At 70.3% G+C, this 23,853-nt stretch carries 20 protein-coding genes and 1 pseudogene; 5 read left to right on the top strand and 16 right to left on the bottom strand.

The genetic code is table 11. The features are described from left to right. Positions 1–126: 126 nt before the first annotated feature. From SCMU_RS04700 to SCMU_RS04660, 9 genes and pseudogenes are all read right to left on the bottom strand, one after another. The gene (locus SCMU_RS04700) at positions 127–1,011 is read right to left on the bottom strand and encodes a sugar phosphate isomerase/epimerase family protein (RefSeq protein ID WP_229231879.1); all 885 of its coding nucleotides are present in this window, start codon (positions 1,009–1,011) and stop codon (positions 127–129) included. After that, positions 1,008–2,060, bottom strand: a complete 1,053-nt coding sequence (locus SCMU_RS04695; protein WP_229231878.1) for a Gfo/Idh/MocA family protein — start codon at positions 2,058–2,060, stop codon at positions 1,008–1,010. Before SCMU_RS04695 ends, SCMU_RS04700 begins: the two co-directional genes overlap by 4 nt. A 39-nt stretch (positions 2,061–2,099) precedes the next feature. Next, entirely contained in the window at positions 2,100–3,023 is a 924-nt protein-coding gene (locus SCMU_RS04690) for a sugar phosphate isomerase/epimerase family protein (RefSeq protein ID WP_229231877.1), read from the bottom strand. A gap of 23 nt (positions 3,024–3,046) precedes the next feature. Further along, positions 3,047–4,546 (bottom strand): CoA-acylating methylmalonate-semialdehyde dehydrogenase, encoded by a 1,500-nt coding sequence (locus SCMU_RS04685; protein ID WP_229231876.1) that lies wholly within the window; start codon positions 4,544–4,546, stop codon positions 3,047–3,049. A 67-nt stretch (positions 4,547–4,613) separates the two neighbouring features. Next, on the bottom strand, positions 4,614–6,563 hold the full coding sequence (gene iolD / locus SCMU_RS04680; protein ID WP_229232937.1) for a 3D-(3,5/4)-trihydroxycyclohexane-1,2-dione acylhydrolase (decyclizing): 1,950 nt from the start codon (positions 6,561–6,563) through the stop codon (positions 4,614–4,616). 11 nt (positions 6,564–6,574) lie between these two features. Next, positions 6,575–7,585: a Cgl0159 family (beta/alpha)8-fold protein gene (locus SCMU_RS04675; RefSeq protein ID WP_443020266.1), complete on the bottom strand. Its 1,011-nt coding sequence runs from the start codon at positions 7,583–7,585 to the stop codon at positions 6,575–6,577. Between the two features lie 17 nt (positions 7,586–7,602). Further along, positions 7,603–8,590 (bottom strand): annotated as a pseudogene (gene iolC / locus SCMU_RS04670) (5-dehydro-2-deoxygluconokinase). Between the two features lie 121 nt (positions 8,591–8,711). Then, a complete protein-coding gene (locus SCMU_RS04665) occupies positions 8,712–9,116 on the bottom strand; it encodes a tautomerase family protein (protein WP_229231875.1) in 405 nt (134 codons plus the stop codon). A 106-nt stretch (positions 9,117–9,222) separates the two neighbouring features. Next, positions 9,223–10,614 (bottom strand): FAD-binding oxidoreductase, encoded by a 1,392-nt coding sequence (locus tag SCMU_RS04660; RefSeq protein WP_229231874.1) that lies wholly within the window; start codon positions 10,612–10,614, stop codon positions 9,223–9,225. Between the two features lie 176 nt (positions 10,615–10,790). Between SCMU_RS04660 and SCMU_RS04655 the strand changes: the two genes are divergently transcribed. From SCMU_RS04655 to SCMU_RS04645, 3 genes are read left to right on the top strand one after another with little or no spacing between them, the layout of a single operon-like run. Beyond that, positions 10,791–12,107 carry an MFS transporter gene (locus SCMU_RS04655; protein WP_229231873.1) on the top strand — a complete coding sequence of 439 codons (1,317 nt, stop codon included), beginning with the start codon at positions 10,791–10,793 and terminating at the stop codon, positions 12,105–12,107. A 41-nt stretch (positions 12,108–12,148) separates the two neighbouring features. Continuing rightward, positions 12,149–12,901: a flavodoxin family protein gene (locus tag SCMU_RS04650; RefSeq protein ID WP_229231872.1), complete on the top strand. Its 753-nt coding sequence runs from the start codon at positions 12,149–12,151 to the stop codon at positions 12,899–12,901. Then, on the top strand, positions 12,898–13,836 hold the full coding sequence (locus tag SCMU_RS04645) for a DMT family transporter (RefSeq protein WP_229231871.1): 939 nt from the start codon (positions 12,898–12,900) through the stop codon (positions 13,834–13,836). Before SCMU_RS04650 ends, SCMU_RS04645 begins: the two co-directional genes overlap by 4 nt. A gap of 49 nt (positions 13,837–13,885) precedes the next feature. Here SCMU_RS04645 and SCMU_RS04640 read toward each other — a convergent pair whose 3' ends face one another. Further along, positions 13,886–14,053: a hypothetical protein gene (locus tag SCMU_RS04640; RefSeq protein ID WP_229231870.1), complete on the bottom strand. Its 168-nt coding sequence runs from the start codon at positions 14,051–14,053 to the stop codon at positions 13,886–13,888. A 346-nt stretch (positions 14,054–14,399) separates the two neighbouring features. On the opposite strand from SCMU_RS04640, the gene SCMU_RS04635 reads away from it, so the two are divergent. Together SCMU_RS04635 and SCMU_RS04630 are read left to right on the top strand one after the other, a co-directional pair. Next, positions 14,400–15,830: an FCD domain-containing protein gene (locus tag SCMU_RS04635; RefSeq protein WP_229231869.1), complete on the top strand. Its 1,431-nt coding sequence runs from the start codon at positions 14,400–14,402 to the stop codon at positions 15,828–15,830. A 51-nt stretch (positions 15,831–15,881) separates the two neighbouring features. After that, a complete protein-coding gene (locus SCMU_RS04630) occupies positions 15,882–16,229 on the top strand; it encodes a CBU_0592 family membrane protein (protein ID WP_229231868.1) in 348 nt (115 codons plus the stop codon). 160 nt (positions 16,230–16,389) lie between these two features. On the opposite strand, the gene purU is transcribed toward SCMU_RS04630, so the two are convergent. From purU to glyA, 6 genes are read right to left on the bottom strand one after another with little or no spacing between them, the layout of a single operon-like run. After that, positions 16,390–17,262, bottom strand: coding sequence for a formyltetrahydrofolate deformylase (gene purU / locus SCMU_RS04625; RefSeq protein WP_229231867.1), 873 nt, complete (start codon positions 17,260–17,262; stop codon positions 16,390–16,392). A 4-nt stretch (positions 17,263–17,266) separates the two neighbouring features. Beyond that, positions 17,267–17,959 (bottom strand): sarcosine oxidase subunit gamma, encoded by a 693-nt coding sequence (locus SCMU_RS04620; protein WP_229231866.1) that lies wholly within the window; start codon positions 17,957–17,959, stop codon positions 17,267–17,269. Then, positions 17,952–20,918: a 2Fe-2S iron-sulfur cluster-binding protein gene (locus tag SCMU_RS04615; protein ID WP_229231865.1), complete on the bottom strand. Its 2,967-nt coding sequence runs from the start codon at positions 20,916–20,918 to the stop codon at positions 17,952–17,954. Before SCMU_RS04615 ends, SCMU_RS04620 begins: the two co-directional genes overlap by 8 nt. Further along, positions 20,915–21,232: a sarcosine oxidase subunit delta gene (locus tag SCMU_RS04610; protein ID WP_229231864.1), complete on the bottom strand. Its 318-nt coding sequence runs from the start codon at positions 21,230–21,232 to the stop codon at positions 20,915–20,917. The genes SCMU_RS04615 and SCMU_RS04610 overlap by 4 nt, the downstream gene beginning before the upstream one ends. Positions 21,233–21,269: 37 nt before the next feature. Next, positions 21,270–22,487, bottom strand: a complete 1,218-nt coding sequence (locus SCMU_RS04605; RefSeq protein WP_229231863.1) for a sarcosine oxidase subunit beta family protein — start codon at positions 22,485–22,487, stop codon at positions 21,270–21,272. Beyond that, positions 22,487–23,812, bottom strand: coding sequence for a serine hydroxymethyltransferase (gene glyA, locus SCMU_RS04600; RefSeq protein WP_229231862.1), 1,326 nt, complete (start codon positions 23,810–23,812; stop codon positions 22,487–22,489). Before glyA ends, SCMU_RS04605 begins: the two co-directional genes overlap by 1 nt. Positions 23,813–23,853 lie beyond the last annotated feature (41 nt).

Here is a 23,853-nt window from a genome sequence, read left to right as displayed (position 1 = left end):
CGCGTACCAGGAACCCCCGTGGCGGCGCGTTTCGCGTACCTGAGACGCCCTGGGAGCGTGGTTGGTGTACCCGAGATGGGTGGCCCGCGGGAGGTGACTCTTGGGAGGTGACCCCCAGACGGTGGGCTATGCCTTGGCGGCCTTGGCCTTGGCCACCCGGTCCTTCATCTCGGCGAGCTGGTAGCGGGAGACCTCGTCGGCGTTCTCGTTCTCGGCGAAGACTGAGGAGACCATGACTGTGTCGTCGCGGTCCAGGAAGCCGATCTCGCCCAAGCCGGAGAAGAACTCGTCCCAGTTCACGTCGCCGTCACCGATCCTGAGGTGCTGGTGCACCCGCACCTCGTTGCCCGGCGGGTTCGTGATGTACCGCAGGCCGTGGGAGGCGTGGTGGTTCATCGTGTCGGAGACGTGGACCACGCGGATCCGCTCCCCCGCCGCGCGCATGATGTCAAGGGGCGCGTCGCCCATGTGGAACGTGTGCGACGCGACGTAGACCATGCCCACGTTCGGCGAGTTGATCCCGCGGATCACGCGCAGGGCGGCGAGGCCCTCCTCGACGAAGTCGTCCGGGTGCGGGTCGATCGCCACGTGGACGCCCTCGCGCTCGAAGACCGGCACGAGCTCCTCCATGGACCGGTAGAACGCCGCCTCGGACTCCTCGGGGCGCTCGGGACGGCCGGAGAACTCGGTGTTCATCTGGTTCACGCCGAGGTCGACGGTGATCTGGACGGCGCGCTTCCAGTACCGCACGGCGGCCTCGCGGGCCCACTCGTCCGGGCCGGACCAGCGCAGCACCGGCAGCACCGAGGCCACCTCGACGCCCGCGTCAGCGCACGCCTTGCGGAACTGGCGGACCAGCTCGTCGTCGGCCTTGGGGTGCGTGAAGAACGGGATGAAGTCCCGGTGCGGAGTCATCTGAAGGTACTCGTACCCGAGCTCCGCGGCGAGGGCGGGGAACTCGAGGAGCGAGTGCGTCGAGTGGAACGGGGTGGGATCGAGCGCGAGCTTCACTTGCCCTGCCCCTTGGCCTCGCCCGCGCTGTAGAGCGCAGGCTTCTCATTGAGCATGACTGCGACCTTCTCGCCGCTCTTCTGCGCCTCGACTCCCGCTTCGCAGCAGGCAGCGGTGGCATAGCCGTCCCAGGCGGAGGGGCCGCCGATCTCGCCCCGGAGGGCGGCGTCGACCCACGACTGGACCTCGACGTCGTACGCGGCACCGAAGCGGGCCTCGAAGCCGGGGGTGACCGCGCCGCCCCAGCGGCCGGCGCGACGGATGTAGGGACCGCCGTCGCCGCCGATCGTGACGATGCCGTCCTCGAACGCGGCCTCGGTCGCGACCTGGTAGCCGAACTGGGCGTTGACGAAGATCTCGACGTCGACGAGGACGCCCGAGGCCGTCTCGATGAGGACGTGCTGCGGATCGTGCTGGCCGTTCGGCGCCTTCGAGGTCGCCTTGCCGAGGCGGACCTGCACGGACGTGATCTCCTCACCGGTCAGGTAGCGGATCGCGTCGAACTCGTGGACCACCGAGTCGTTGATGAGCATCTCGTTCGTGAAGCCGGCCGGGGTGTCCGGGTTGCGGTGGCGGCAGTGGAGCATGAGCAGCTCGCCGAGCTCGCCCGAGCGGACCAGGCCGCCGAGGTCCATGTAGCCCTGGTCGAAGCGGCGCATGAACCCCACCTGGATGCGCTGGTGGCCGAGCTTCTGCTCCGCCTCGACGATCTTCCAGGCCGAGGCGGCGTCCGGGGTGAGCGGCTTCTCGCACAGGATCGGGATGTCCCGCTCGAGGGCCTCGAGGAGGGCGACCTCGTGGAGGAAGCCGGGCGTGGCGATGAGGACCGCGTTCACGCCGCCGGAGGAGGGATCAACAGAGTAGGCCTCGGCCGCCGTGGCGTACGCCCTCGCTCCGGGGATGTCAGCGATCGCGGCGTTGGCGCGGTCGAGGTCGATGTCGATCACGGCGGCCACCTCGGCGCCGTGGATGCGCGTGTGCAGGCGCTGGATGTGGTCCGCGCCCATGCGGCCGGCGCCGATGACGGCGACGCGCAGGTTCTCAGCCATGGGATCTGCCTTTCTGGGGCTCTTGGTGGAAGGAATGGATCAGGCCACTCGCGTGCGGGAGCCGCAGGAGAGGAGGTAGTTGCGGGTGCGCTTGGCGATCGGGAGCGGGACGTCGAACGCGACGGGGTACATGTCCTGCTCGACGATGCCGAAGATCGGGCGGTCGAGCTTCTCGACCTCCTCGATGACCTCGCGCAGGTCCGGCAGGCCGCCGGGGGGCTCGGTCATGACGCCGGCCGTGTTCGCCGCGGCGAAGGTGAGGTTCTCCGCGCGGACCCGCTCCATGACGCCCGGGTCCACCTGCTTGAGGTGCAGGTAGCCGATGCGCTCGGGGTACTTGCGGATGAGGTCCACGCTGGACGCGCCGCCGTACTCGGCGTGGCCCGTGTCGAGGCACAGGTTGAGCAGCGCAGGGTCAGTGTTCTTCAGGAGCGTCTCGATGTCCGTCTGGGTGAGCACGTGCGAGTCGGCATGCGAGTGGAACTGCTGCTTCAGGCCGAAGTCCTCCCAGAGGCGGCGGCCCAGCTCGTCGTGCCCGTTGAACAGCGCGTCCCACTGCTCGCCGGTGAGGACCTGGTTCTCGAGGGCCTGGCCCGTGACGTCGTCGCGCCACATCGCGGGGATGACGACGATGTGCTCGCCGCCGATTGCCGCCGTCAGCTCGGCGACCCGGCGGGCGGGCTCCCATGCCTCCTCGAAGGCAGCGTCCCCAGGCCGGCCGCCGCGGTGGAACGCGGTGAACACGGTGCCCGCGGAAACCTTGAGGTCGCGGGCCTTGAGCTCGTCGGCGAGGCGGGAGGGGTCGGTGGGGAGATAGCCGTACGGGCCGAGCTCGATCCACTTGTACCCGGCCTCGACCACCTCGTCCAGGAAGCGCTCCCACGGGGTCTGCTTCGGGTCGTCGGCGAACCACACGCCCCACGAGTCGGGGGCCGTGCCGATGATGAGCTTGTTCTCGGTCATGGTGTTCCTCCGCGCGGCTGCGCTCAGTTGGACGGGAAGTTGTAGGAGGCGCCGGAGGCGTGGGTGGGCTCGGGCCAGCGCTGGGTGATGACCTTGCCGCGGGTGTAGAAGGCCACGCCTTCCTCGCCGTAGATGTGCGTGTCGCCGAAGAGGGAGTCCTTCCATCCGCCGAAGGAGTGGTACGCGACGGGGACGGGGATCGGGACGTTGACCCCGATCATGCCCACGTGCACGCCGCGGTGGAACTTGCGGGCGTTGGAGCCGGAGGAGGTGAAGATCGCGGTGCCGTTACCGTAGGGATTGGCGTTGATCAGCTCGATGGCCTCCTCGACCGTCTCGACCCGCACCACCGCCAGGACGGGGCCGAAGATCTCCTCGGTGTACGCCTGGGTGTCCGTGGCGACCTTGTCGATCACGGTCGGGCCGAACCAGAAGCCGCCCTCCTTGCCGGGCACGGTGAACTCGCGCCCGTCCACCACGAGCTCGGCCCCGGACTCGGCCGCGGCCGTGACGATGCCCTTCATCCGCTCCTTGGAGGCGGCGGTGATGATCGGGCCCATCTCCGCGTCCGGCTCGGTGCCCTCGGCAACCTTGACCGCCTCGGCCCGCTCGGCGACCTTGCCCACGAGGTCGTCGCCGATCTGCCCGACCGCGATGGCCACGGAGATCGCCATGCACCGCTCCCCGGCGGAGCCGAAGGCGGCGGCCGAGAGGTGGTCCGCGGCGTTGTCCAGGTCCGCGTCCGGGAGGATGATCGCGTGGTTCTTCGCCCCGCCCAGGGCCTGGACGCGCTTGCCGTGCGCCGTGGCCGTCTCCTGAACGTACTTCGCGATTGGGGTCGAGCCCACGAACGAGATCGCGTCCACGTCCGGATGCGTCAGGAGCCCGTCCACGGTCTCCTTCCCGCCGTGCAGGACCTGGAACACACCGTCCGGCAGGCCTGCCTCGGTCCACAGCCTGGCCAGCAGCATCGAGGCGGAGGGGTCCCGCTCGGAGGGCTTGAGGATGAACGCGTTGCCCGTGGCGATCGCCACCGGGGCCATCCACAGCGGCACCATCACCGGGAAGTTGAACGGGGTGATGCCCGCAACGACCCCGACCGGCTGGCGGTAGGAGAACACGTCGATCCCGGTCGAGGCCTGGTCCGAGTAGGCGCCCTTGAGAAGCTGCGGGATCCCGCACGCGAACTCCACGACCTCCAGGCCGCGGCCGATCTCGCCCTTCGCGTCCGAGATCACCTTGCCGTGCTCGGAGGTCACGAGCTCGGCCAGCTGATCGACGTGCGCCGCGACGAGCTCACGGAACCGGAACAGCACCGCGGTCCGCTTGGCCAGGGAGATGTCCCCCCACGAATCCGCGGCCTTGCGGGCGTTCGCAACCGCGGTCTCCAGGTCCGCGGCATCCGCGAGCCGCAGCTCGCCGGTCTGCTCACCCGTGGCCGGGTTGAACACCGCCTGCGTCCGCTCGCCGGAGCCGTTGGTCTCCTCACCGTTGAGGTAATGCGGGATGGTCTTGATGGTCATGCTCTTGCTCCTGTGTGAATTCTTCGCGGGGGGCAGGTGGAGGGTCTGTGGCGGACGACGGCGCTGCTCACCCGAGCAGCGGCCGCTGGCGGCTCTTGTGGTCGGCGTAGACCTCGAAGGCCTTCTGGGTGGACTCGAGTTCGGAGGCACCGGAGACGGGCACGTCCCACCAGGACTCGGAGCTCGGTGCGTCGATGAGCGGGTCCGACTCGATGTGGATCACGATCGGGCCCGAGCCCTCGGGTGCGGCCTTGGCCTTCCCGAGGGCTGCCTCGAGGTCGGCGATCGCGTTGGGCCCGGGCTCGATCCGGTACACGGTGACGCCGAGACTCTCGGCGTTCGTGGCGAGGTCAATCGGGAGCTTGTCCCCGTCGTCGAATGTGTGGTGCTCCCGGTCGAGGGTTCGGTACTTCGTGCCGAAGCGCTGCGAGCCGAGGGATTCGGACAGCGCGCCGATCGAGGCGTAGCCATGGTTCTGGATAAGCACGGTGATGAGCTTGATGCCCTCCGCGACCGCGGTGACGAGTTCGGTGTGCATCATGAGGTACGAGCCGTCGCCGACCATGACGACGACGTCGCGGTTGTCCTCCCTGCCGTCTCCGCCGCGAGCAGCAGCGTCGAGCGCCGCGCGCTTGACGCCCAGCCCGCCGGGGATCTCGTAGCCCATGCACGAGAACCCGTACTCGACGTGGTAGCCGAACGGATCGCGGACGCGCCACATCTTGTGCAGGTCGCCGGGCAGCGAGCCGGCGGCGCAGACCACCACGTCGCGCGGGTCCATCGTGCGGTTGACCGCGCCGATGATCGCGTTCTGCGACACGAGCGGCTCGTCGTCCTGGGCGAACGCCGAGTCGACCGTGTCGTCCCAGGCCGCCTTCTCGTCGGCGACCACCCGCTCGAGTTCCACGCCGACACGGTAGCCGCCCAGCGCCGTCGTGAGCCCGGCGAGTGCCTTGCGGGCGTCGGCGACGATCGGCAGCGAGGTGCCGTGCTTGTAGGCGTCGATCGCGGCGACGTTGATGTTCACGAAGCTCACGCCGTCGTGCTGGAACGCCGTGCGGGATGCCGTGGTGAAGTCCTCGTAGCGCGTTCCGATCCCGATCACGAGGTCCGCATCGCGCAGAAGCGCGTTCGCGGCCGTGGTGCCCGTGGAACCGACCGCTCCGACCGCCTGGGGGTGGTCCCAGGCGAGGGAGCCGACGCCGGCCTGGGTCCACCCGACGGGGATGCCGGTCGCCTCGGCGAACTCCCGGAGCTGGTCCGTGGCGAACGCGTACAGCACACCGCCGCCGGCGATGATGACAGGGCGCTTCGCGGCGCGGATGCGGCGGGCCGCCTCGGCGATGTCCTCGGCCTCGGGCTCGGGGCGGCGGATGCGCCACTCGCGCTCGGCGAGGAACTCGACGGGCACGTCGAACGCCTCGGCCTGGACGTCCTGCGGCAGCGCGATCGTCACGGCGCCGGTCTCGGCCGGGTCCGTGAGGACGCGCAGGCCATTCAGGAGCGCCGAGAAGAGCTGCTCCGGCCGGTTGACCCGGTCGAAGTACTTCGAGAGCGGCCGGAACGCGTCGTTGACCGTGATGTCGTACCCATGCGGCTGCTCGAGCTGCTGCAGGACCGGGTCCGCGGCACGCGTCGCGAACGTGTCCGAGGGCAGGAGCAGGACCGGGAGGCGGTTCGCCGTGGCGAGCGCCGCGCCGGTGAGCAGGTTGGACGAGCCGGGGCCGATCGACGTCGAGACGGCAAACGTCTGGCGGCGGCGCGTGTGACGGGCGTAGCCGACGGCCTGGTGCGACTGGGCCTGCTCGTTGCGGCCCTGGTAGTACGGCATGAGCGTCGGGTCCGCGGCCTGCCACTGCTTGAGCGCCTGGCCCACGCCGGCCACGTTGCCGTGACCGAAGATTCCGAACATCCCGGGGATGAGGCGCTCCCTGTACGCGCCCCCATCAGGCCCCCCGACGGTATCAACCGTGTACTGGCGGCCGAGGAACTCCACGAGCGCCTGGGCAACGGTCATCCTGCGAGTGGTCACTGTGCGGCCTCCTTGCCGGTGGTGCGATCCGGTGCGCCCACGGGCGCCTGTGTTGTGGCCTCTGGGGCGATTTCTTCGGTCCGCAGCAGCGACGCCGCGGCGGCGACGGCACCGGCCACGTCGCCGTCGGCCGGGTAGAGCAGGGTGCGGCCCACGGTGAGCCCCTGGACACCGGGCAGGGCGAGGGCACGGCCCCACGAGGCGAAGACCTCGTCCTGATGGCCGGTCGGGTCGCCGCCGAGGAGCACGGTCGGCATGGTCGTGGCCGCCATGACGCGCTCCATCTCGTCGACGACGGGCAGCTTCATCCACGTGTAAGCGCTCGTCGAGCCGAGTCCTTGCGCGATCCCGATGGACTTGATCACGGCCTCCGGGGAGAGGTCGTTCTTGACCTTGCCGTCGACCCAGTTCGAGAGGAACGGCTCGACCATGGCGATGAGGCCGCGCTCGGCGAGGGAATCGATGGCCTTGGCGGTGCTCTCGAGGATCGACGCGGTCGCGGGGTCGCCGAGCGCGATGCGCGTGAGCATCTTGCCGCCGTCCGCGCCCAGAGCCGCGAGGGCCTCGGCGGTGTGGCCCGTGAAGCGGTCGTCGAACTCATTGACGAACCCGGCAAGGCCGCCGCGGTTCATCGAGCCGAAGACGAGCTTGCCCTCGAGGGCCCCGAGCAGCAGCAGGTCATCCATGATGTCCGGGCTCGCGAGGACGCCGTCCACGGCGGGATTCGCGAGGGCGATCTGGAGCCGGTCGAGCAGCTCGCGCCGGTCAGCCATCGCCTCGGGCCGCCCCTGGGCGGCCAGGGCGCCGCGGGCGGGGTGGTCGGCAGCGACGATGAAGTTCTGCCTGCCCAGCACGGGGCCGGGGTGGCGGCGGCGGCCCTTGGCCGCGCGGGCCACGGCCTGCGGGTCCTCGAGCCGGATCTTGGTGAGGTACTCGTAGCGGCGGGGGTCGCCGTCGAACGTTCCCCGAACGGCAGAGCCGGCGCGGGCGGGCGGGGTGGAGGACACGGGAGTCGTAGCGGTGGTCACCGGGCCACCGCCTCGGGGACGAGGCGGCCGCGTTCGGCCAGCAGCGACGTCCTCGGCCGGCGTCGGCATCGCGTCCGCGCACGAGAGGCGCGAGGCAACGATCGCGCCGGAGGCGTTCGCGTAGTCGAGGACCTGGGCGAGGGACCAGCCGGAGAGGAGGCCGTGGCAGAACGCGCCGCCGAACGAGTCGCCGGCCCCGAGGCCGTTGAGGGTCTCGACGGGGACCGGGGCCGAGACGACGCGCTCGGTGCGGGTCTTCGCCATGACGCCCTCGGGGCCGAGTTTCACCACGGCGATCTCGACGCCCGCCGCGAGGAGGCGGTCGGCCTGCTCGTCGGGGGTTCCGTAGCCGACGGCGACCGCGCACTCCTCCTCGTTGCCGATCGCGACCGTCACGTGCGGCAGGACCTTGGCAACCTGCTCGCGGGCGGCGTCCTCGGAATCCCAGAACATCGGGCGGTAGTCGAGGTCGAGGATGGTGAACTGGCCCTCTGCAAGGCCGGCGCGCGGCCGGGCCTCGTGGGCAGCAATGTGCGCGGAGCGGCTCGGCTCCTGGCACAGGCCGGTCACGGTGGACCAGAAGATGCGGGCGTCCCGGATGGCCCGGAGGTCGAGTTCTTCCGCGCGGATCTGCAGGTCCGGGGCCGTGGGGAAGCGGCCGTAGAAGTAGAGCGGGAACTCGTGCGTGGCCGGCATGATCGCGCAGAACGTCGCGGGGGTCTGGAGGCCCGCCACGGGGGCCACGTACCGGTCGTCCACGCCGAACTTGGCCAGCTCGCGGTGGAGGTACTCACCGAACGGGTCGTCGCCCGTGCGGGTGATGACCGCCGTCGTGCGCCCGTGCCGCGCCGCGGCGACGGCGACGTTCGACGGCGAGCCGCCCAGGTACTTGCCGAAGCTCTCCACGTCCGCCAGTCCGACGCCGATGTCGTTGGGGTAGATGTCGACGCTGATGCGTCCCATCGTGAGAAGGTCGTAGGTCACGTCTCGGTGCCCTTCCTGATACGCCCGGTGTCCCGGGCCGGCTTCGCTGCCTGTGGCGTCGGCCACAGGTCCACTCTGCTACAGATTTATTGTCCTGTCAAAAGTTTGTTCTGACATTCGGCTAGCGCGCGGGGGCCGCGAGCTCGCCCGTCATGTACTGGGCGCGGCCGAACCCGAAGGACCAGTCGCCGGCGCCGTTCTCGACATAGCCGATGAAGACGTCCTCCCCGGGGATGCCGGCATCGGCGAGCCGCGCCGCGACGGCCGCGAACAGGGACTCCTTCGCCTCCTGGCTGCGGCCGCCCTGCGTGAAGATCTGGACCATCACGACGCCGCCCGTGCGCTCGAAGCCGAGTCCGGCATCCTGCGCGATGATCTGGCCGGGGGCATGCTCGGTGATGATGTGGAAGTAGTCGCGCTCGGGGATCCGGTACTCGGCCAGGACCGCCTCGTGGATCGCCCGGCTGATGCGGGAGAGCTGCTCAGGGGTGCGGCCGGCGGTGACGTCGATGCGGACGAGGGGCATGTGCGGGATACCTTTGCTCGGAACTTTGTACTGACATATTCAGACTAGGCCAGGGACGCTCCGAGGGCAACACTTTGTCCTGACAAAGTTTCGAACGGCAGGACGCTCAGATCGCCTTGCCCGGGTTGAGTATCCCCGACGGGTCGAACGCCGCGCGCACCGCCCGCTGCAGCTCGAGCGAGAGTTCCCCCAGTTCCTCCCCCACCCACTCACGCTTGAGCAGCCCCACGCCGTGCTCGCCGGTCAGCGTGCCACCGAGGCGCTGGGCCAGTCGGAACATCTCCCCGAGGGCGGCCTTCGCCGGGCCCTCGGTGATCGACTCGTCCGGCTCGACCACGATCATGGGGTGCAGGTTGCCGTCCGCAGCGTGCGCGATCGAGAAGATCCGCACGCCCGTGGCCGCTGCGATCTCGGCGAGACCCGCGAACGCGTCGGCGAGCCGATTGCGGGGCACCGCGATGTCCCCGATCGAGACCCGGCCCAACTGCTCGAGCGCCGGGATCGCGTCCCGGCGTGCCTGCACGAGGGCCGCGGCCTCGGCGTCATCCCCGGCCCTGTGGACGTGCGAGGCGAGCGGACCGATCGCCTCGGCGATCGCGTCCAGCTCGAGGTGCGCCCCGTAGCCGTCCGTCTGCGCGAGCAGGAACGCGCCGCCGAGCTCCCGGTGGCGCGTTCCGCGGGCCCGGTCCACGGCCTCGAGCGTGGGCCCGTCCATGAGCTCGAGGATCGAGGGCTGGATCCGCGCCGCAGTGATGGCCGAGGCCGCGCGTCCCGCGGCCTCGATGTCGTCGAAGTACGCCGCGAGCGTCTCCGTGCGGACCGGCCGCGGGCGCAGCCGCAGCGTCGCCTCGACCACGATCCCGAGAGTCCCCTCGCTGCCGATGAACAGCGCGTTGAGGTCGTAGCCCGTGACGCCCTTGATGGTCCGCCGCCCCGTCCTCAGCACGCGGCCGTCCGCGAGCACCACCCGCAGCCCCAGCACCGACTCGCGCGTAACCCCGTACTTGGCGCACCACATGCCGCCGGCGTTCGTCGCGACGTTCCCGCCGATCGAGCAGATCGCGGTGCTCGCCGGGTCCGGCGCGTAGAACAGGCCGTGCCCGGCCACGGCGGCGTTGACCTCGGCGTTCAGCACGCCCGGCTCCACGACCGCGATCATCTCCACCGGGTCGATGTCCAGGATCCGGTTCATCCGCGAGACGTCCACCACGAGCTGGCGCGCGTGCGCGCTCGAGCCGCCCGCGAGGCCCGTCCCCGCCCCGCGCGGGACCACCTCGACCCCGTGCCGGTGTGCGAGGCGGAGGGCGAGGGACACGTCGTCGTGCGTCTGCGCGCGCACGACGGCGCCCGGCAGCGTCGCGGGCACGTAGCCCGAGCGGTCGGTCGCCACAGCCCGGAGGGCCTCGGGATCGGCGGTGGCGCGGGGGTGCGCGGCGAGGATCGCCGCGATGCCGTCATCCGCAGGGATTCCGGCAGCGGCGGGGGACGCGTCCGTCATGGCAACTCCTTCGGGGCCTCCAGACGCACCCTACTCCCCCGGCCTCCTGTGTCACACGGGGACCGCCGCGCGGCGCGGGTCCCGGCGCGTGAGAAGGTGGAAAGGGCTCTCCCACGCACCCCCACCGCCCGCCCTCATCCCGGCCCACCCACCCCCACCCACCCCTAAGGACTCCCGTGACCCGCCGCATCAGCCGCACCGCGGCGTTGGCCCTGATCGCCGTCGGCCTCATGTCGCTGAACTCCCGCGCCCCGATCGTGCAACTCGGTCCTGTGCTCGGCGACATCCAGGCGAGCATCGGTCTCGGCTCCGCGGTGGTGGGCCTCCTCGCGGCGATCCCGGTGCTGTGCTTCGGGCTCGTCACCCCTGCGGCAGCCTGGCTCGTGGGGCGCATCGGCATCAACCACGCGGTCCTGTACTTCTTCGGCGGGCTCGCGGCCGGCGTCGTGGTCCGCTCGTACGGCGGGGCCGCTGGGGCACTCATCGGGACGGTGGTCATCGGCGTGTCGATGACGATCGTCAACGTGGCCACTCCATTGCTCGTGGGGCGGGACTTCCCGCTGCGTGCGGCCCTCATGACGGGCGTCACGACCGCCGCCGTCAACGTGGGCACGACCCTCGCCTCCGCCCTTGCCGCCCCGCTCGCGGGCGCGATCGGCTGGCAGGCGTCCCTCGTGTCCTGGCTGGACCTGACCGCGGTTGCGGCTGGCCTGTGGATCTTCGTCTTCCCCGCGGGCAAGGACGGGCCCCGGTGGTCCGACGCCGACTTCCCCGGCCGCGCGGCGAAGGCGGCCGCGCGGCGTCGTGCGGAGCTGCGGGCGGCGCAGGGACACCCGGGCACAGGGACCGGGCCGCTCCCCATGCTCCCCGCTCGCGGGCGGGCAGCCACGATCAGCCCCGCCAACCGGCGGATGATGTGGCTGTTCACCGTGACCTTCGCGCTGCACAACGTGGGCTACTACGCCATGACGCTGTGGTTGCCCACCTACCTCGTGGACACTCAGGGCATGACGCCGTCAGAGGCCGGGCTCGGCGCGAGCCTCCTGCAGGTGTTCGCGATCGCCGGGCCGCTGCTCATCCCCGCGCTCATGCACCTGCTCGGGTGGGGGCCCATGAGGCTCTTCGCGCTCGTCTCGGTGTGCTGGGTGGTGCTCCCCAGCGGACTCCTGCTCGCGCCCGGGGCCTGGGTGCTGTGGGCGGTGCTGGGCGGCATCGCGCAGGGCGGCACGTTCACGGTCGTGTTCACCGTGGTGATCAACCGGGCGCGGAGCCTCGACGAGAACCGGCGCATGACGGCGCTCATCCAGACCGTCGGCTACGCCATCGCCTCGACCGGGCCGATCGTCATCGGCGGACTCCACGAGGCGGCGCGCAACTGGCAGGCGCCCCTGGCGTTCGTGCTCGCCGCGCTCGTGGGCATGGCGGCCACGGGCTTCCTCGCGATCCGCTCGCGCACGACGCCGGCCCTCGCCCCGGGTGCCGGGCGCGCCTAGCATCGTGGGTGGGGAGGAGCCACCAGCGGAAGGAGCCGGCGATGCTCCCGGAATCAGTCCAGGCCTTCATCGACGCCGAGATCGCAGCCAGCACCACGGACTTCACCGACCTGCGTGCGGTGTACGTCAACGGCACGCTCAAGCGCAGCCCCGAGGTGAGCCACACGGACGGGCTCATCGCGGTCGGCCGGCACGTGTTCGAGGGCGTGGGGGTGCATGTGGACGAGATCCGCACTGTTGACCACGACATCCCGCCGGGGGTGTACCCCGATATGCGTGAGCACGGCTGGGCCACCGACGACTTCCCGGACCTCTACCGTTCGCTCATTGAGCCGGCGGACATCGTGGTCCTCGCCACCCCGATCTGGCTCGGCGACCAGTCCTCGCTGACGCGGAAGATGGTCGAGCGCCTCTACGGCTGGTCCGGTGAAGTCAATGCCAAGGGCCAGTGGGCGTACTACGGCAAGGTGGGCGGCGTCGTCGTCACCGGGAACGAGGACGGCGGCAAGCACTGCGCCGCGCAGCTGCTGTACGCGCTGAGCCACATCGGGTTCACGATCCCGCCCCAGGCGGACACCTACTGGAACGGCGAGGCCGGGCCCGGGCCCTCGTACCTCGACGACAACCGCGGCGCCCAGAACCACTGGACCACCCGGAACGCAGTCTTCGCCGCGTGGAACATGCTCCATGCGGCCCGCCGGATCAAGGACGCCGGCGGCATCCCGGCGCACGGGAACATCATCGCGAACTGGGACCTCGGCGACCAGGACCATCCGAACCCCGAGTACCGATGAGCCACGCAGCGGGTCCCGGCGCGGCGACGTCGCGGCGCGTCCAGACGGCGCTCGTCTTCGGCGTCGCCGTCATCGTGGCCGGCGGCAACGCGGTGGCGATCCGCATCAGCAACCGCGAGATCGATCCGCTCTACGGAGCAGCGGGCCGCTTCGCGATCGCGGCGCTCGTGTTCGCCGTGGTTGTGGTCACCGGGCACGCTGCGTGGCCGCGCGGTCGCGCACTCCTCGGGGCTGTCCTCTACGGCGTGCTCAACTTCGCGCTGGCCTACGGTTTCATCTACGAGGGGCTGCGCAGCATCCATGCGGGCATCGCCCAGGTCATCCTCGCCGCCGCGCCCTTGGCCACGATCCTCCTTGCGGCCGCGTTCGGCCTTGAGTCGTTCAGCTGGCGCCGCCTCGCGGGCACCGGCGTGGCGGTCCTGGGCATAGGAGTTGTCAGTGGACTGGGCAGCGCGGGGGCGCCCGCCTTCTCGCTCCTCGGAATCGGCGCGATGATCGCGGCGGCCGTGTCGATCGCCGGGGGCGCCGTCGTCGTGAAACTCTTCCCCCCGGCGCCTGGCGCCGCGCTCAACGCGATCGGGATGGCGGTCGGTGCTGTGCTCCTCGGGATCGCCTCACTCGTGACCGGCGAGCACTGGAGCGTGCCGACCCGGCCGGAGACACTCGCCGCAGTCGGGTTCCTCATCGTCTCGACGATCATCCTCTTCGCGGCATTCCTGTTCGTGATCCGGCGGTGGAGCGCGTCGGCGACCTCCTACCAGTTCCTCCTGCTGCCGATTCCCTCGGTGCTCCTCTCGGCGTTGCTGGACGCCGAGCCGCTCACCGCCTCGCTGTTCGCGGGCGGACTGCTCGTGGCCGCCGGCGCGTATACAGCCCTGCACTCTCCCACTGGGGCGAGCCGGTCAGCTTTCCCCCGTGCCGCCCGGCGGCCCTGAACGGCGCCAAGTGGGGCGTCAGGTGGGGCGGCGCCCGGTGAAGCGCAAGTCAGAGCAGGTCGCTGAGGAGGATCTCGAGGTCGAGCTGGCGGATGAGCCGCTCGTGCGACTCCATTGGGGAGGCATGGCCTGTCACCGGGGCGGTCACGGAGCCATCGCGCTGGGACACCATCGGGGAGATGAACCCGCCCGGCGTATGGGGCGTGCGGCGCTTCATGGCCGATCTCCGATCCGCGCGCCCACGCCGTCGCGTGGACCGCCCTCACGCGACTGCGCGTCGTCGAGGGCGCGGTACGGGCCCACCGGACGATCTGCGGTCAGTGCTTGGGCGTAGAGGCCCAGTCGGTCATCAAGAGTTCCGTGACCGGCGCGGCTCCACACATGGACGACTTCGTTGACATCCACCATGGTCCCCGCCTCCTCTGTCCTGCTAGTTGGTCGGCCGGTCCGGGATCTGGATCCCTTCCCGCTGTTGTTTTAACTCTAAACCTGTGAGTTCACATGTCAAGGGTTTATACTGATTTCAGACCAGTGCACGGGAGGCGGGGCAGGAGGATGGGCACATGAGCACGTGGAGAGAACAACTCGCGTTCGCTCCCCTCGAGACCGCCGAGCGCGGCGAGGAGATCGGGCGCCGGATCCGCCATGCCATCGAGCTCGGCGTCCTCGAAGACGGGACCCAGCTTCCGAGCGAGAACGATCTCGCGGCCATGATGGGCGTCTCGACCCAGACGCTGCGGGCAGCCTTGGCGGAGCTGCGTCATCTCGGCCTCGTGGAGACGCGCCGGGGCCGGGGCGGCGGCAGCTTCGTCAAGGCCAACACGGGAGATATCGCGCGGGCCCGCAGGGACACCCTCGCCGCCTACACGCTCGACGGCCTCCGCGACATCCGGGAATACCGTGCCGTTCTGGCCGGCTCAGCGGCGGCGGCCGCTGCCGAGAGGCCACAGCAGATCTCCGTTGCGCGCCTCTTGTCGCTCGGCGCCATGGTCGAGACCGCCACCGAGCCGGCCGACATGGCCCGGGCCGACAGCCGGTTCCACCTCGAGCTTGCTGCCGCGTCGAGGTCCGTCCGGCTCACGCGTCAGGAGATGGCGCTGCAGGCCGAGGTCGGGCCGCTGATCTGGACGAGCGCGGCCGGGGACGGCCGCCGAGCGGCCCGGGAGCACACCGAGATCGTGGAGGCGATCCAGGCCGGCGACCCCCTCATCGCGCGCGCCCGCGCGGAAGAGCACATCCGCCACGAGATGAATGCCCTCATCGATCTGCGCATGTCGATGGAGGGACCGGCCGCGAAGGCTCCCCCGCCGGCCGGCGGCGAGCCCGGCATCATCGCCTCCATCGAGGCGCTCGCAGTGGAGATCGAGATGGCCGCGGTTGCCGCGATCCGCGCCGTCGACGATGCCATCCTCGCCGCCCTCGACTCCTCGAAGGACGGCGGGCTGGACTCGCTCGAGGGCGTCTATGGCGTCACCCTCGAGGCCCTGGAGGAGGCCCGGTCTGTCCTGTACGGGGTCGGGTTCCTCGCGGACGCGACGTACTTCGGGGACACGGGCATCGTGTGGTCCTACGTGCCCGTCGGCCAGCAGGCGCCCCGCAGGCTCGAGATGGATCTGCAGTACTACGACTATTCGAGCTCCCCATGGTGGCCGAAGGATGACCGGGGCGGCGTCCAGACGAGCTACTCCTTCGTCGATGCGCTCGGCTCCAACGCGTACCTCGTCACCTTCAGCAAGCGCGTCGTGAAGGATGGCAGGTCCGTCGGCGTCGCCGCGGCCGATGTGCTGGTCTCGCGCCTCCAGGAACGGTTCGCGCCGTTCCTGGAGCTGCTGCCGGTCGGATCCTGCATCGTCGACCAGATGGACGTCGTCATCGCCGCCAACTCAGGCAGTCTTGTCGGGGACATCTTCTCCCCCGACGGCGAGGTGGCCCGGACCGTCGCCCTGCCCACCGTCCCGTGGCGCCTCCACGTCGCGGAACCGGACACACCGTGACCGCGCTGCGCTCCCGGGCGCGGTCGACATCAGAAGGGAACACCGTTGGACGTGCCGATTGAAGTCACCGGTTGGGTCGGAGCACTCGCGGTGCTGGCGGCATACCTCTCTGTTTCGATGGGCTGGCTCCGGCCGGGCCGCCGATTCCAGACGGCAAACCTCTTGGGTTCATGCGCCTTCATGGTCAATGGCGCCTACCACGGTGCGTGGCCGTCCGTCGTCACGAACATCGCCTGGTTCCTCATCTCGATCATCGCCCTCCTGCGCGCCAGGATCACCCGGGCGCACCCAGAGGTCTCCGCCGTGGTCGAGACGCTTGAGTCCGTCGACTTCCCGCCAGCCGTGTCGGAGGACTGGATGGGACGCGGCGGCGCCGCGCAAGACGGGAGGGAGCGCTGAGGTCCCCCAACGTCTGAGGGCCACCTCCTGAGAGTCAGGTCCTGAGTGTCACGTGACGTGACCTCCAGAACGTGACTCCCAGAAGATGGCCTTCAGGAGGTGACCCTCAGACGCGTATCCAGACGGCGGGGGCTTCCAGCGCTTCCAGCTTCCGGGGCTTCTAGCGGAGCACCACCGTGCGGTTGCCGTTGAGGATCACGCGTCCCTCGCAGTGCCAGCGCACCGCGTTGGAGAGTGCCTTGGTCTCCGCGTCCCGGCCCACCGCCACGAGGTCCTCGGGCGAGTGGGTGTGATCCACCTCGATGACCTGCTGGGCGATGATCGGCCCCTCGTCGAGCTCGGCGTTGACGTAGTGCGCTGTCGCGCCCACGGTCTTGACGCCGCGCTCCCACGCCTGGTGGTACGGCTTCGCGCCCTTGAAGGACGGAAGGAACGAGTGGTGGATGTTGATCACCCGTCCCGCCATCTTCGTGGCGAGCGCGTCCGAGAGCACCTGCATGTACCGGGCGAGGACCACGAGCTCCACGTCGTACGAGTCCACGAGCGCCAGAAGCTTCTCCTCGGCCTCCGGCTTCGTCTCCTTGGTCACCGGGATGTGGTGGTACGGGATCCCATGCCACTCGACCAGGCTGCGCTGGTCCTCCCAGTTGGAGACGACCGCGACGATGTCGATCGGCAGCTCACCGATCCGCGCCCGGAAGAGCAGGTCGTTCAGGCAGTGCCCGAACTTGGAGACCATGAGCAGCACGCGGGTCCTCTCCGCGGCCGGCCGGATCTTCCAGGTCATCCCGAACTTCGCCCCGACTGAGGCGAACTCCGCACGGAGGCGATCGCCGTCGTCGTCCGTTGAACCCTGGGACGGCGCCTCGAAGTGCACCCTCATGTAGAAGTGCCCCGCGCGGCGGTCCCCGAACTGCTTGATGTCCACGATGTCGCAGCCGCGCTCGGCGAGGAACCCGGAGACCGCGTACACGATCCCCGGCCCCTCGGCGCAGTCCAGCGTGAGGACATACTCAACCGGATCTGTAGTCATGCTTTTACCGTACGCCCGGCCCTGTGAGGTCGCCGACGGCGAACTCGCGCATGGCATCGACGAGCCACCGGCCCACATGGTCCGCGAAGGAGGCGCGCGGCAGGATCCGGTAGGTCTCCTCGCCCGTCTTCCACAGCAGCACGGGGACGTGGTCCAGAACGGTCGCGATCGCCCGGCCGACGGCGAACTGCCGCGGGTGCAGGTCGAAGGAGACGCCCTTCTCGAGCACCGCGAGGGCGCTCGGTCCGGTCAGCTCGAACGTGGTGCGGTTGGCGGAGAGGTCGACGACGGCGCCGGGCGTCCGCGCGCCGACCTCACCGAGCGCAGCACCCACCCGGGCGGCCTCGGCCGGGCCGCGGTCCTGGGACGCCGAGTCGCCGTCCTCGTGGCCGTTCTCATCGCCGCTCAGATCGCCGACGGCCAGGAACTCGTCCGGCCCGATCCACAGGACGGTGTAGCCACCGCCCGCCGTCGTGCTCCCGTGCCCGGTGGGGAGGGAGACGCCGAGGGCGGTCTCGAGGGCGGCGGCCCCGGCCGAGCCCGGCACGGCCCGGAGGCCGAGCTGGGTCAGGAACGGGACCTCCCGCACCGACACAGCGTGCTTGCCCGAGACGGTCGCCGCGGCGAATGCCTCCGCGAGCTGGGCCGCGGGGCTGCGGCGGAGGGTACCTGCATTCACTTCAATCGTCTCAGCCATCACGGCGCTTCCCTTCAGGATCGAACAGGACGGTCTCTCCGACCGTGACATCCACGAGCCGGTCCCCGGCGACGGCGGTGAGGGTCTCGCCGATGCGGTTGCGGCCATTCTTGATGAGGGCCAGGGCGAACGAGCGCCCCAGCGCTGCCGAGTGGTAGCTCGACGTGACGAACCCCTGCATCGGCACGGGGCCGTTCGAGGAGTCAGTGGAGATGCCCTGCTCGATGATCTGCGTGCCCTCCGGGAGGCGGAAGGACGGATCGACCGGGATCAGGGAGATGAGGTGCTTGCGGTCCGTGCGGGCCGTGTCCTCGCGGGAGTACGAACGCTTGCCCACGAAGTCCTTCGCCTTGGACACGATCCACTCCATGCCCGCGTCCTGCGGCGTCACGGTGCCGTCGGTGTCCTGGCCCACGATCGGGTAGCCCTTCTCGGCGCGCAGCACGTGCATCGTCTCGGTGCCGTACGGGGTGATGTTGAACTCGGCGCCGGCCTCGGCGACGTCCTCCCACACCTGCAGCCCGTACCACGTGGCCACGTTGATCTCGTAGGCGAGCTCGCCGGAGAACGAGATGCGGCACACGCGGGCCGGGATGCCGGAGGCGAGGGTCGTCTCGCGCCAGGCCATGAACGGGAACGCGTCGTTGTCCACGTCCAGCTCCGGGGCCACCTTCGCGATGACCGCGCGGGACTTCGGGCCGACCACGGCGACCGTGGTCCACTGCTCGGTCACGGACGTGAAGTTCGCGTCGAGCTCCGGCCACTCCGTCTGGTGCCACTCCTCGAGCCAGTCGAGGACCTTCGCGGCGCCACCGGTGGTGGTGGTCATGAAGTACCGGTCCTGGTCCAGGCGGAGGGTCACGCCGTCGTCGAAGATCATGCCGTCCGGCCCGCACATGACGCCGTAGCGGCCCATGCCCGGGGCGAGCTTCTTGAACGCGTTGGTGTAGATGCGGTTGAGGAACTCGCCCGCGTCCGCGCCCCAGATCTCGATCTTGCCGAGGGTCGTGGCGTCCATGAAGCCCACGGACTCGCGCACGGCAGCGCACTCGCGCAGCACGGCCTCGTCCATGGTCTCCTCGCCCTGCGGGAAGTACCACGGGCGCAGCCACTGGCCCACGAACTCGAACTTCGCGCCGTGCGCCACGTGCCACGGGTGCACGGACGTGATGCGCTCCGGGTCGAACAGCTCGCCGCGCTTGCGGCCGGCCAGCGCCGCGAAGGCGACCGGTGCGTACGGGGCGCGGAACGTCGTCGTGCCGATCTCGCCGATGCCGGGCGCCACGCCCCCGTCTCCCTTGAGCGCCGCCGCAATCACGCCGATCGCGTTGACGCCCGAGGTCTTGCCCTGGTCGTTTGCGGTGGAGATCGAGGTGTAGCGCTTGATGTGCTCGACCGAGCGCATGCCCGCGCCGGTCGCGCGGAGCACGTCGTGGACGGTCTGGTCGCGCTGGAAGTCCACGAAGTGGGTGTTCCAGTCGGCCGGGCCGCCGGTCTCGCCAGGGACGAGCCAGACCTGGCGTGTCGGTGCGGAAGCCACGGCCGGGTGGGCGGAGACCGCGGTGGCGTGCTGGCCGGCCTCGGTCACGAAGCCCGCGTTGAACGCCGCAACCGCGCCGGCGTGGGCGCCCTCGGAGACGGCATCCGCTGTCGCGTACGAACCGCGGGCCGCGCCGACCACCTGCTGGGCCGTGACGGTGCTCGCCGGCACGAAGCCCGCGAGGTCCTCGTCCCAGCGCAGCTTGCCCTGGCGCTGGCTGAACAGGTGCACCAGGGGGCTCCAGCCGCCGGAGACGGCCAGGAGGTCCGCCTCGAGGCGCTCGCCGGCGCCGGTCAGCCCGCCGGCGGCATCCAGGCCGCGCACGACGACGGCGCTCACCCGGCCGCTCTCGGAGCCTTCCGTGCTGCTCACCACCGAGCCGGGGATCACGCGGATTCCGGCCGCCTCGGCGGCGGTGGCCACTGCGGTCTTCTCCGGACGCGCGTCCACGACGGCAGCGACCGGGACGCCGGCGGCGACAAGGTCGGTCGCGGTGGCGTAGGCCGAATCGTTCGTGGTGAACACGACCGCGGCGGAGCCGGGGCGCACGGCATACCGGTTGAGGTACGTGCGGGCCGCGGAGGCGAGCATGATGCCCGGGCGGTCGTTGTCCGCGAACACGATCGGGCGCTCGTGGGCGCCGGTCGCGAGGACCACCTGAGCGGCGCGAATGTGCCACAGCCGCTGGCGCGAGACGCCCTGGGCGTCCAGCTCGCGGGCCTTGGCGGCGCCGAGGTGGTCCGTGCGGGATTCGAGGGCCACGACGTAGTTGGAGTCGTACGAGCCGAACGCGTTCGTGCGGGTCAGGACCGTGACCTCGTCCGCCGCGGCGAGCTCAGCGGCGGCCGCGGCGATCCACTCGGGTGCGGGGACGCCGTCGACCGTCTCGCCGGGAGAGGAGAGCAGCGAGCCGCCCAGCTCCGGCTGGTCGTCGATGAGGATCACGCGGGCGCCGGTCGCGGCGGCCTCGCGGGCCGCGGCGAGGCCGGCGGGGCCCGCGCCGATCACGAGCACGTCGGTATGGACGTGCTTCTTGTCGTAGACGGCAGTGTCCTGGCGGGGGTCGAGCGTGCCGAGGCCGGAGAGGTACGTGGCGGCCAGTCCGTCGGTGAGCTCGACGATCGTGGCGGGAAGCATCGTCTCGTCGACGCCGCCGGCGCCGCGGTCCTTGACGGTGAGCAGCGCGTTGGGCTCCTCGACGCCTGCGGCGAGGATGCCGCGCGGGCGGCCCAGGTACATGGACGGGCCGGTCTCGGCCACGCCGTTGGCGAGGAGGGCCGAGGCAACGGTGTCCCCCGCGAACCCGGTGTACTCGGTGCCGTCGACCGTGAAGGTCACCGGCGTGCCGCGGTCGATCCGCTCGTTCGTCCGCCGACCGGCGGGCTTGTCTGCGGGGAGACGGTGGCTCTGGTTGGTCACTTCTGGCCTCCATTCGTGGATGCAGTGGTGTTCTGCCTGTCGGCGTTCTCAGCTGGCGAGGCGCCGGTGTAGACGGACTTGAACTCGTAGGTCACGGTGTCGCGGATGGCGTTGAACCACTTGCGGCAGCCGCCGCTGTGGGTCCAGCGCTCCGCGAAGTTGCCCTTCGTGTTCTCGCGGTAGAAGAGGTACCGGGACCACTCGGTGTCGGACAGCTCGGCGGGGTTCTCGGGGTAGGCCACGTGGGCCTGGCCGCCGTAGTGGAACTCGGTCTCGTCGCGGGGCCCGCAGTTCGGGCAGGTGATGAGAAGCATGCTCTTGGCTCCTTCCAGTTCTTGTCTGAGCCGCGGCTCAGTGGGCGACGGCGGCGGCGCCGTGCTCGTCGATGAGGGCGCCGGTCTCGAAGCGCTCGAGGGCGAACGGTGCGTTGAGGGCGTGGGGCTCGTCGTTGGCGATCGTGTGGGCCATGGTCCAGCCGGCGCCCGGGGTGCCCTTGAAGCCGCCCGTACCCCAGCCGCAGTTGATGTACATGCCGTCCACGGGGGCCTTGCCGACCACCGGGGAGGCGTCGAGCGTGACATCCACGATTCCGCCCCAGGTGCGCAGGAGGTGTGCGCGGGAGAAGATCGGGAAGAGCTCCACGGCCGCGGCCATCTGCTCCTCGATGACGTGGAACGCGCCGCGCTGGCCGTAGCCGTTGTACGAGTCGATGCCCGCGCCCATGACCAGCTCGCCCTTGTGCGCCTGGGAGACGTACACGTGGACGTGGTTGGACATGACCACCGTGGGGTGGACCTTCTGGTGGAGCTCGGAGACGAGCGCCTGGAGCGGGTGGGACTGGATCGGCAGGTCGAAGCCCGCGAGCTTCGCGAGGACGCTCGAGTGGCCGGCCGCGCACAGGGCGACCTTGCCCGTGGCGATCGTGCCGCGGTTCGTCTGGACGCCCACCACACGGTTGCCGTCCTTGACGAAGCCGGTGACCTCGCAGTTCTGGATGATGTCGACGCCGAGCTCGTCCGCCTTGCGGGCGAAGGCCCACGCGACGTGGTCGTGCTTCGCGATGCCGGCTCGGGGCTGGTAGGTCGCGCCGAGGACGGGGTAGCGGATGTCCTCGCTCGTGTTGATGATCGGGCAGAGTTCCTTGACCTGGTCCGCGTCGAGCCACTCGGCGTCCACTCCGTTGAGCTTGTTCGCGCCCACGCGCCGGACCGACTCGCGCACGTCCTGCAGCGTGTGCGCGAGGTTCATGACGCCGCGCTGGCTGAACAGGAAGTCGTACTCGAGCTCCTCGGGGAGCTGCTCCCACAGCTTGAGGGAGTGCTCGTAGATGCCGGCCGACTCGTCCCACAGGTAGTTCGAGCGGATGATCGTGGTGTTGCGGGCCATGTTGCCGCCGGCGAGCCAGCCGCGCTCGAGGACCGCGATGTTGGTCATCCCGTGGTTCTTCGCCAGGAAGTAGGCGGTGGCGAGGCCGTGCCCGCCGCCGCCGACGATCACAGCGTCGTACGAGGGCTTCGGGTCTGGGTTGCGCCAGAGGAAGTCCGGGTGTTCGGGCAGCAGATCCGCCATCACTGGGCTCCGTTCTCGGTGTGGGCCCCGGCCAGGTCGTTCTGGCCCGGGGTCAGGTTCGGGTAGAGGGGGTGCTTGTCGGCGAGGACGGCGACGCGGCTGCGCAGCGAGGCGGCCAGCTCGTCGTCGAACTCTGGCTTGAGGGCGGCGGCGATGATCTCTGCCACCTCGATGAACTCTTCGGCGCCGAAGCCCCGGGTCGCCAGGGCGGGCGTGCCGATCCGCAGGCCGGAGGAGACCATCGGCGGGCGCGGGTCGAACGGGACGGCGTTGCGGTTGACCGTGATCCCGATGCGGTGAAGGCGGTCCTCGCCCTGCTGGCCGTCCAGCTCGGAGTTCCGCAGGTCCACGAGGACCAGGTGCACGTCGGTGCCTCCGTTCACGACGCCGATCCCCGCCTCCGCGAGGTCGGGCTGCAGCAGGCGCTCCGCGAGGAGCCGCGCGCCCTCGAGAGTGCGGTGCTGGCGGTCCTTGAACTCCTCGGTCGCGGCGAACTTGAACGCGACCGCCTTGCCGGCGATCACGTGCTCGAGCGGGCCGCCCTGCTGGCCCGGGAACACCGCCGAGTTGATCTTCTTGGCCAGTGCGGCGTCGTTGGTCAGGATGATCCCGCCGCGCGGGCCGCCCAGGGTCTTGTGCGTCGTGGTGGTCGTGACGTGGGCGTGCGGGACGGGGTTCGGGTGCAGGCCCGCGGCCACGAGGCCGGCGAAGTGGCTCATGTCCACGAGCAGGTACGCGCCGACCTTGTCCGCGATGCGGCGGAACTCGGCGAAGTCGAGCTGGCGGGAATAGGCGGACCAGCCCGCGATCATCAGCTGGGGCCGGTGCTCGTCGGCGAGCCGCTCGACCTCGGCCATGTCGATCCGGTGGTCCTTCTCGGAGACACGGTACGGGACCACCTTGTAGAGCTTGCCCGAGAAGTTGATCTTCATCCCGTGCGTGAGATGGCCACCGTGGGCCAGGTCGAGGCCCATGATCGTGTCGCCCGGCTGGATGAGCGCGTGCATCGCGGACGCGTTCGCCTGGGCGCCCGAGTGCGGCTGGACGTTCGCGTACTCGGCGCCGAAGAGCGTCTTTGCCCTGTCGATGGCGAGCTGCTCGATCACGTCGACGTTCTCGCAGCCGCCGTAGTACCGCTTGCCCGGGTAGCCCTCGGCGTACTTGTTGGTCAGGACCGAGCCCTGCGCCTCCATGACCGCGGTGGGGGCGAAGTTCTCGCTCGCGATCATCTCGAGGGTCTCCTGCTGGCGTCCGAGCTCGGCCGCGATAGCGGCGGCGACCTCGGGATCTGCGCTCGCGAGCGGGAGATCGAGAAGGTTCTCCATCGTGCCTCCTGGCGTCTGGAACGATATTGATATCTGACTAA

This window comes from Sinomonas cyclohexanicum (assembly GCF_020886775.1).
Taxonomy (GTDB): domain Bacteria; phylum Actinomycetota; class Actinomycetes; order Actinomycetales; family Micrococcaceae; genus Sinomonas; species Sinomonas cyclohexanicum.
Note: the sequence above shows the minus strand (reverse complement) of the source record. Positions and strands in the feature narration are given on the sequence as shown.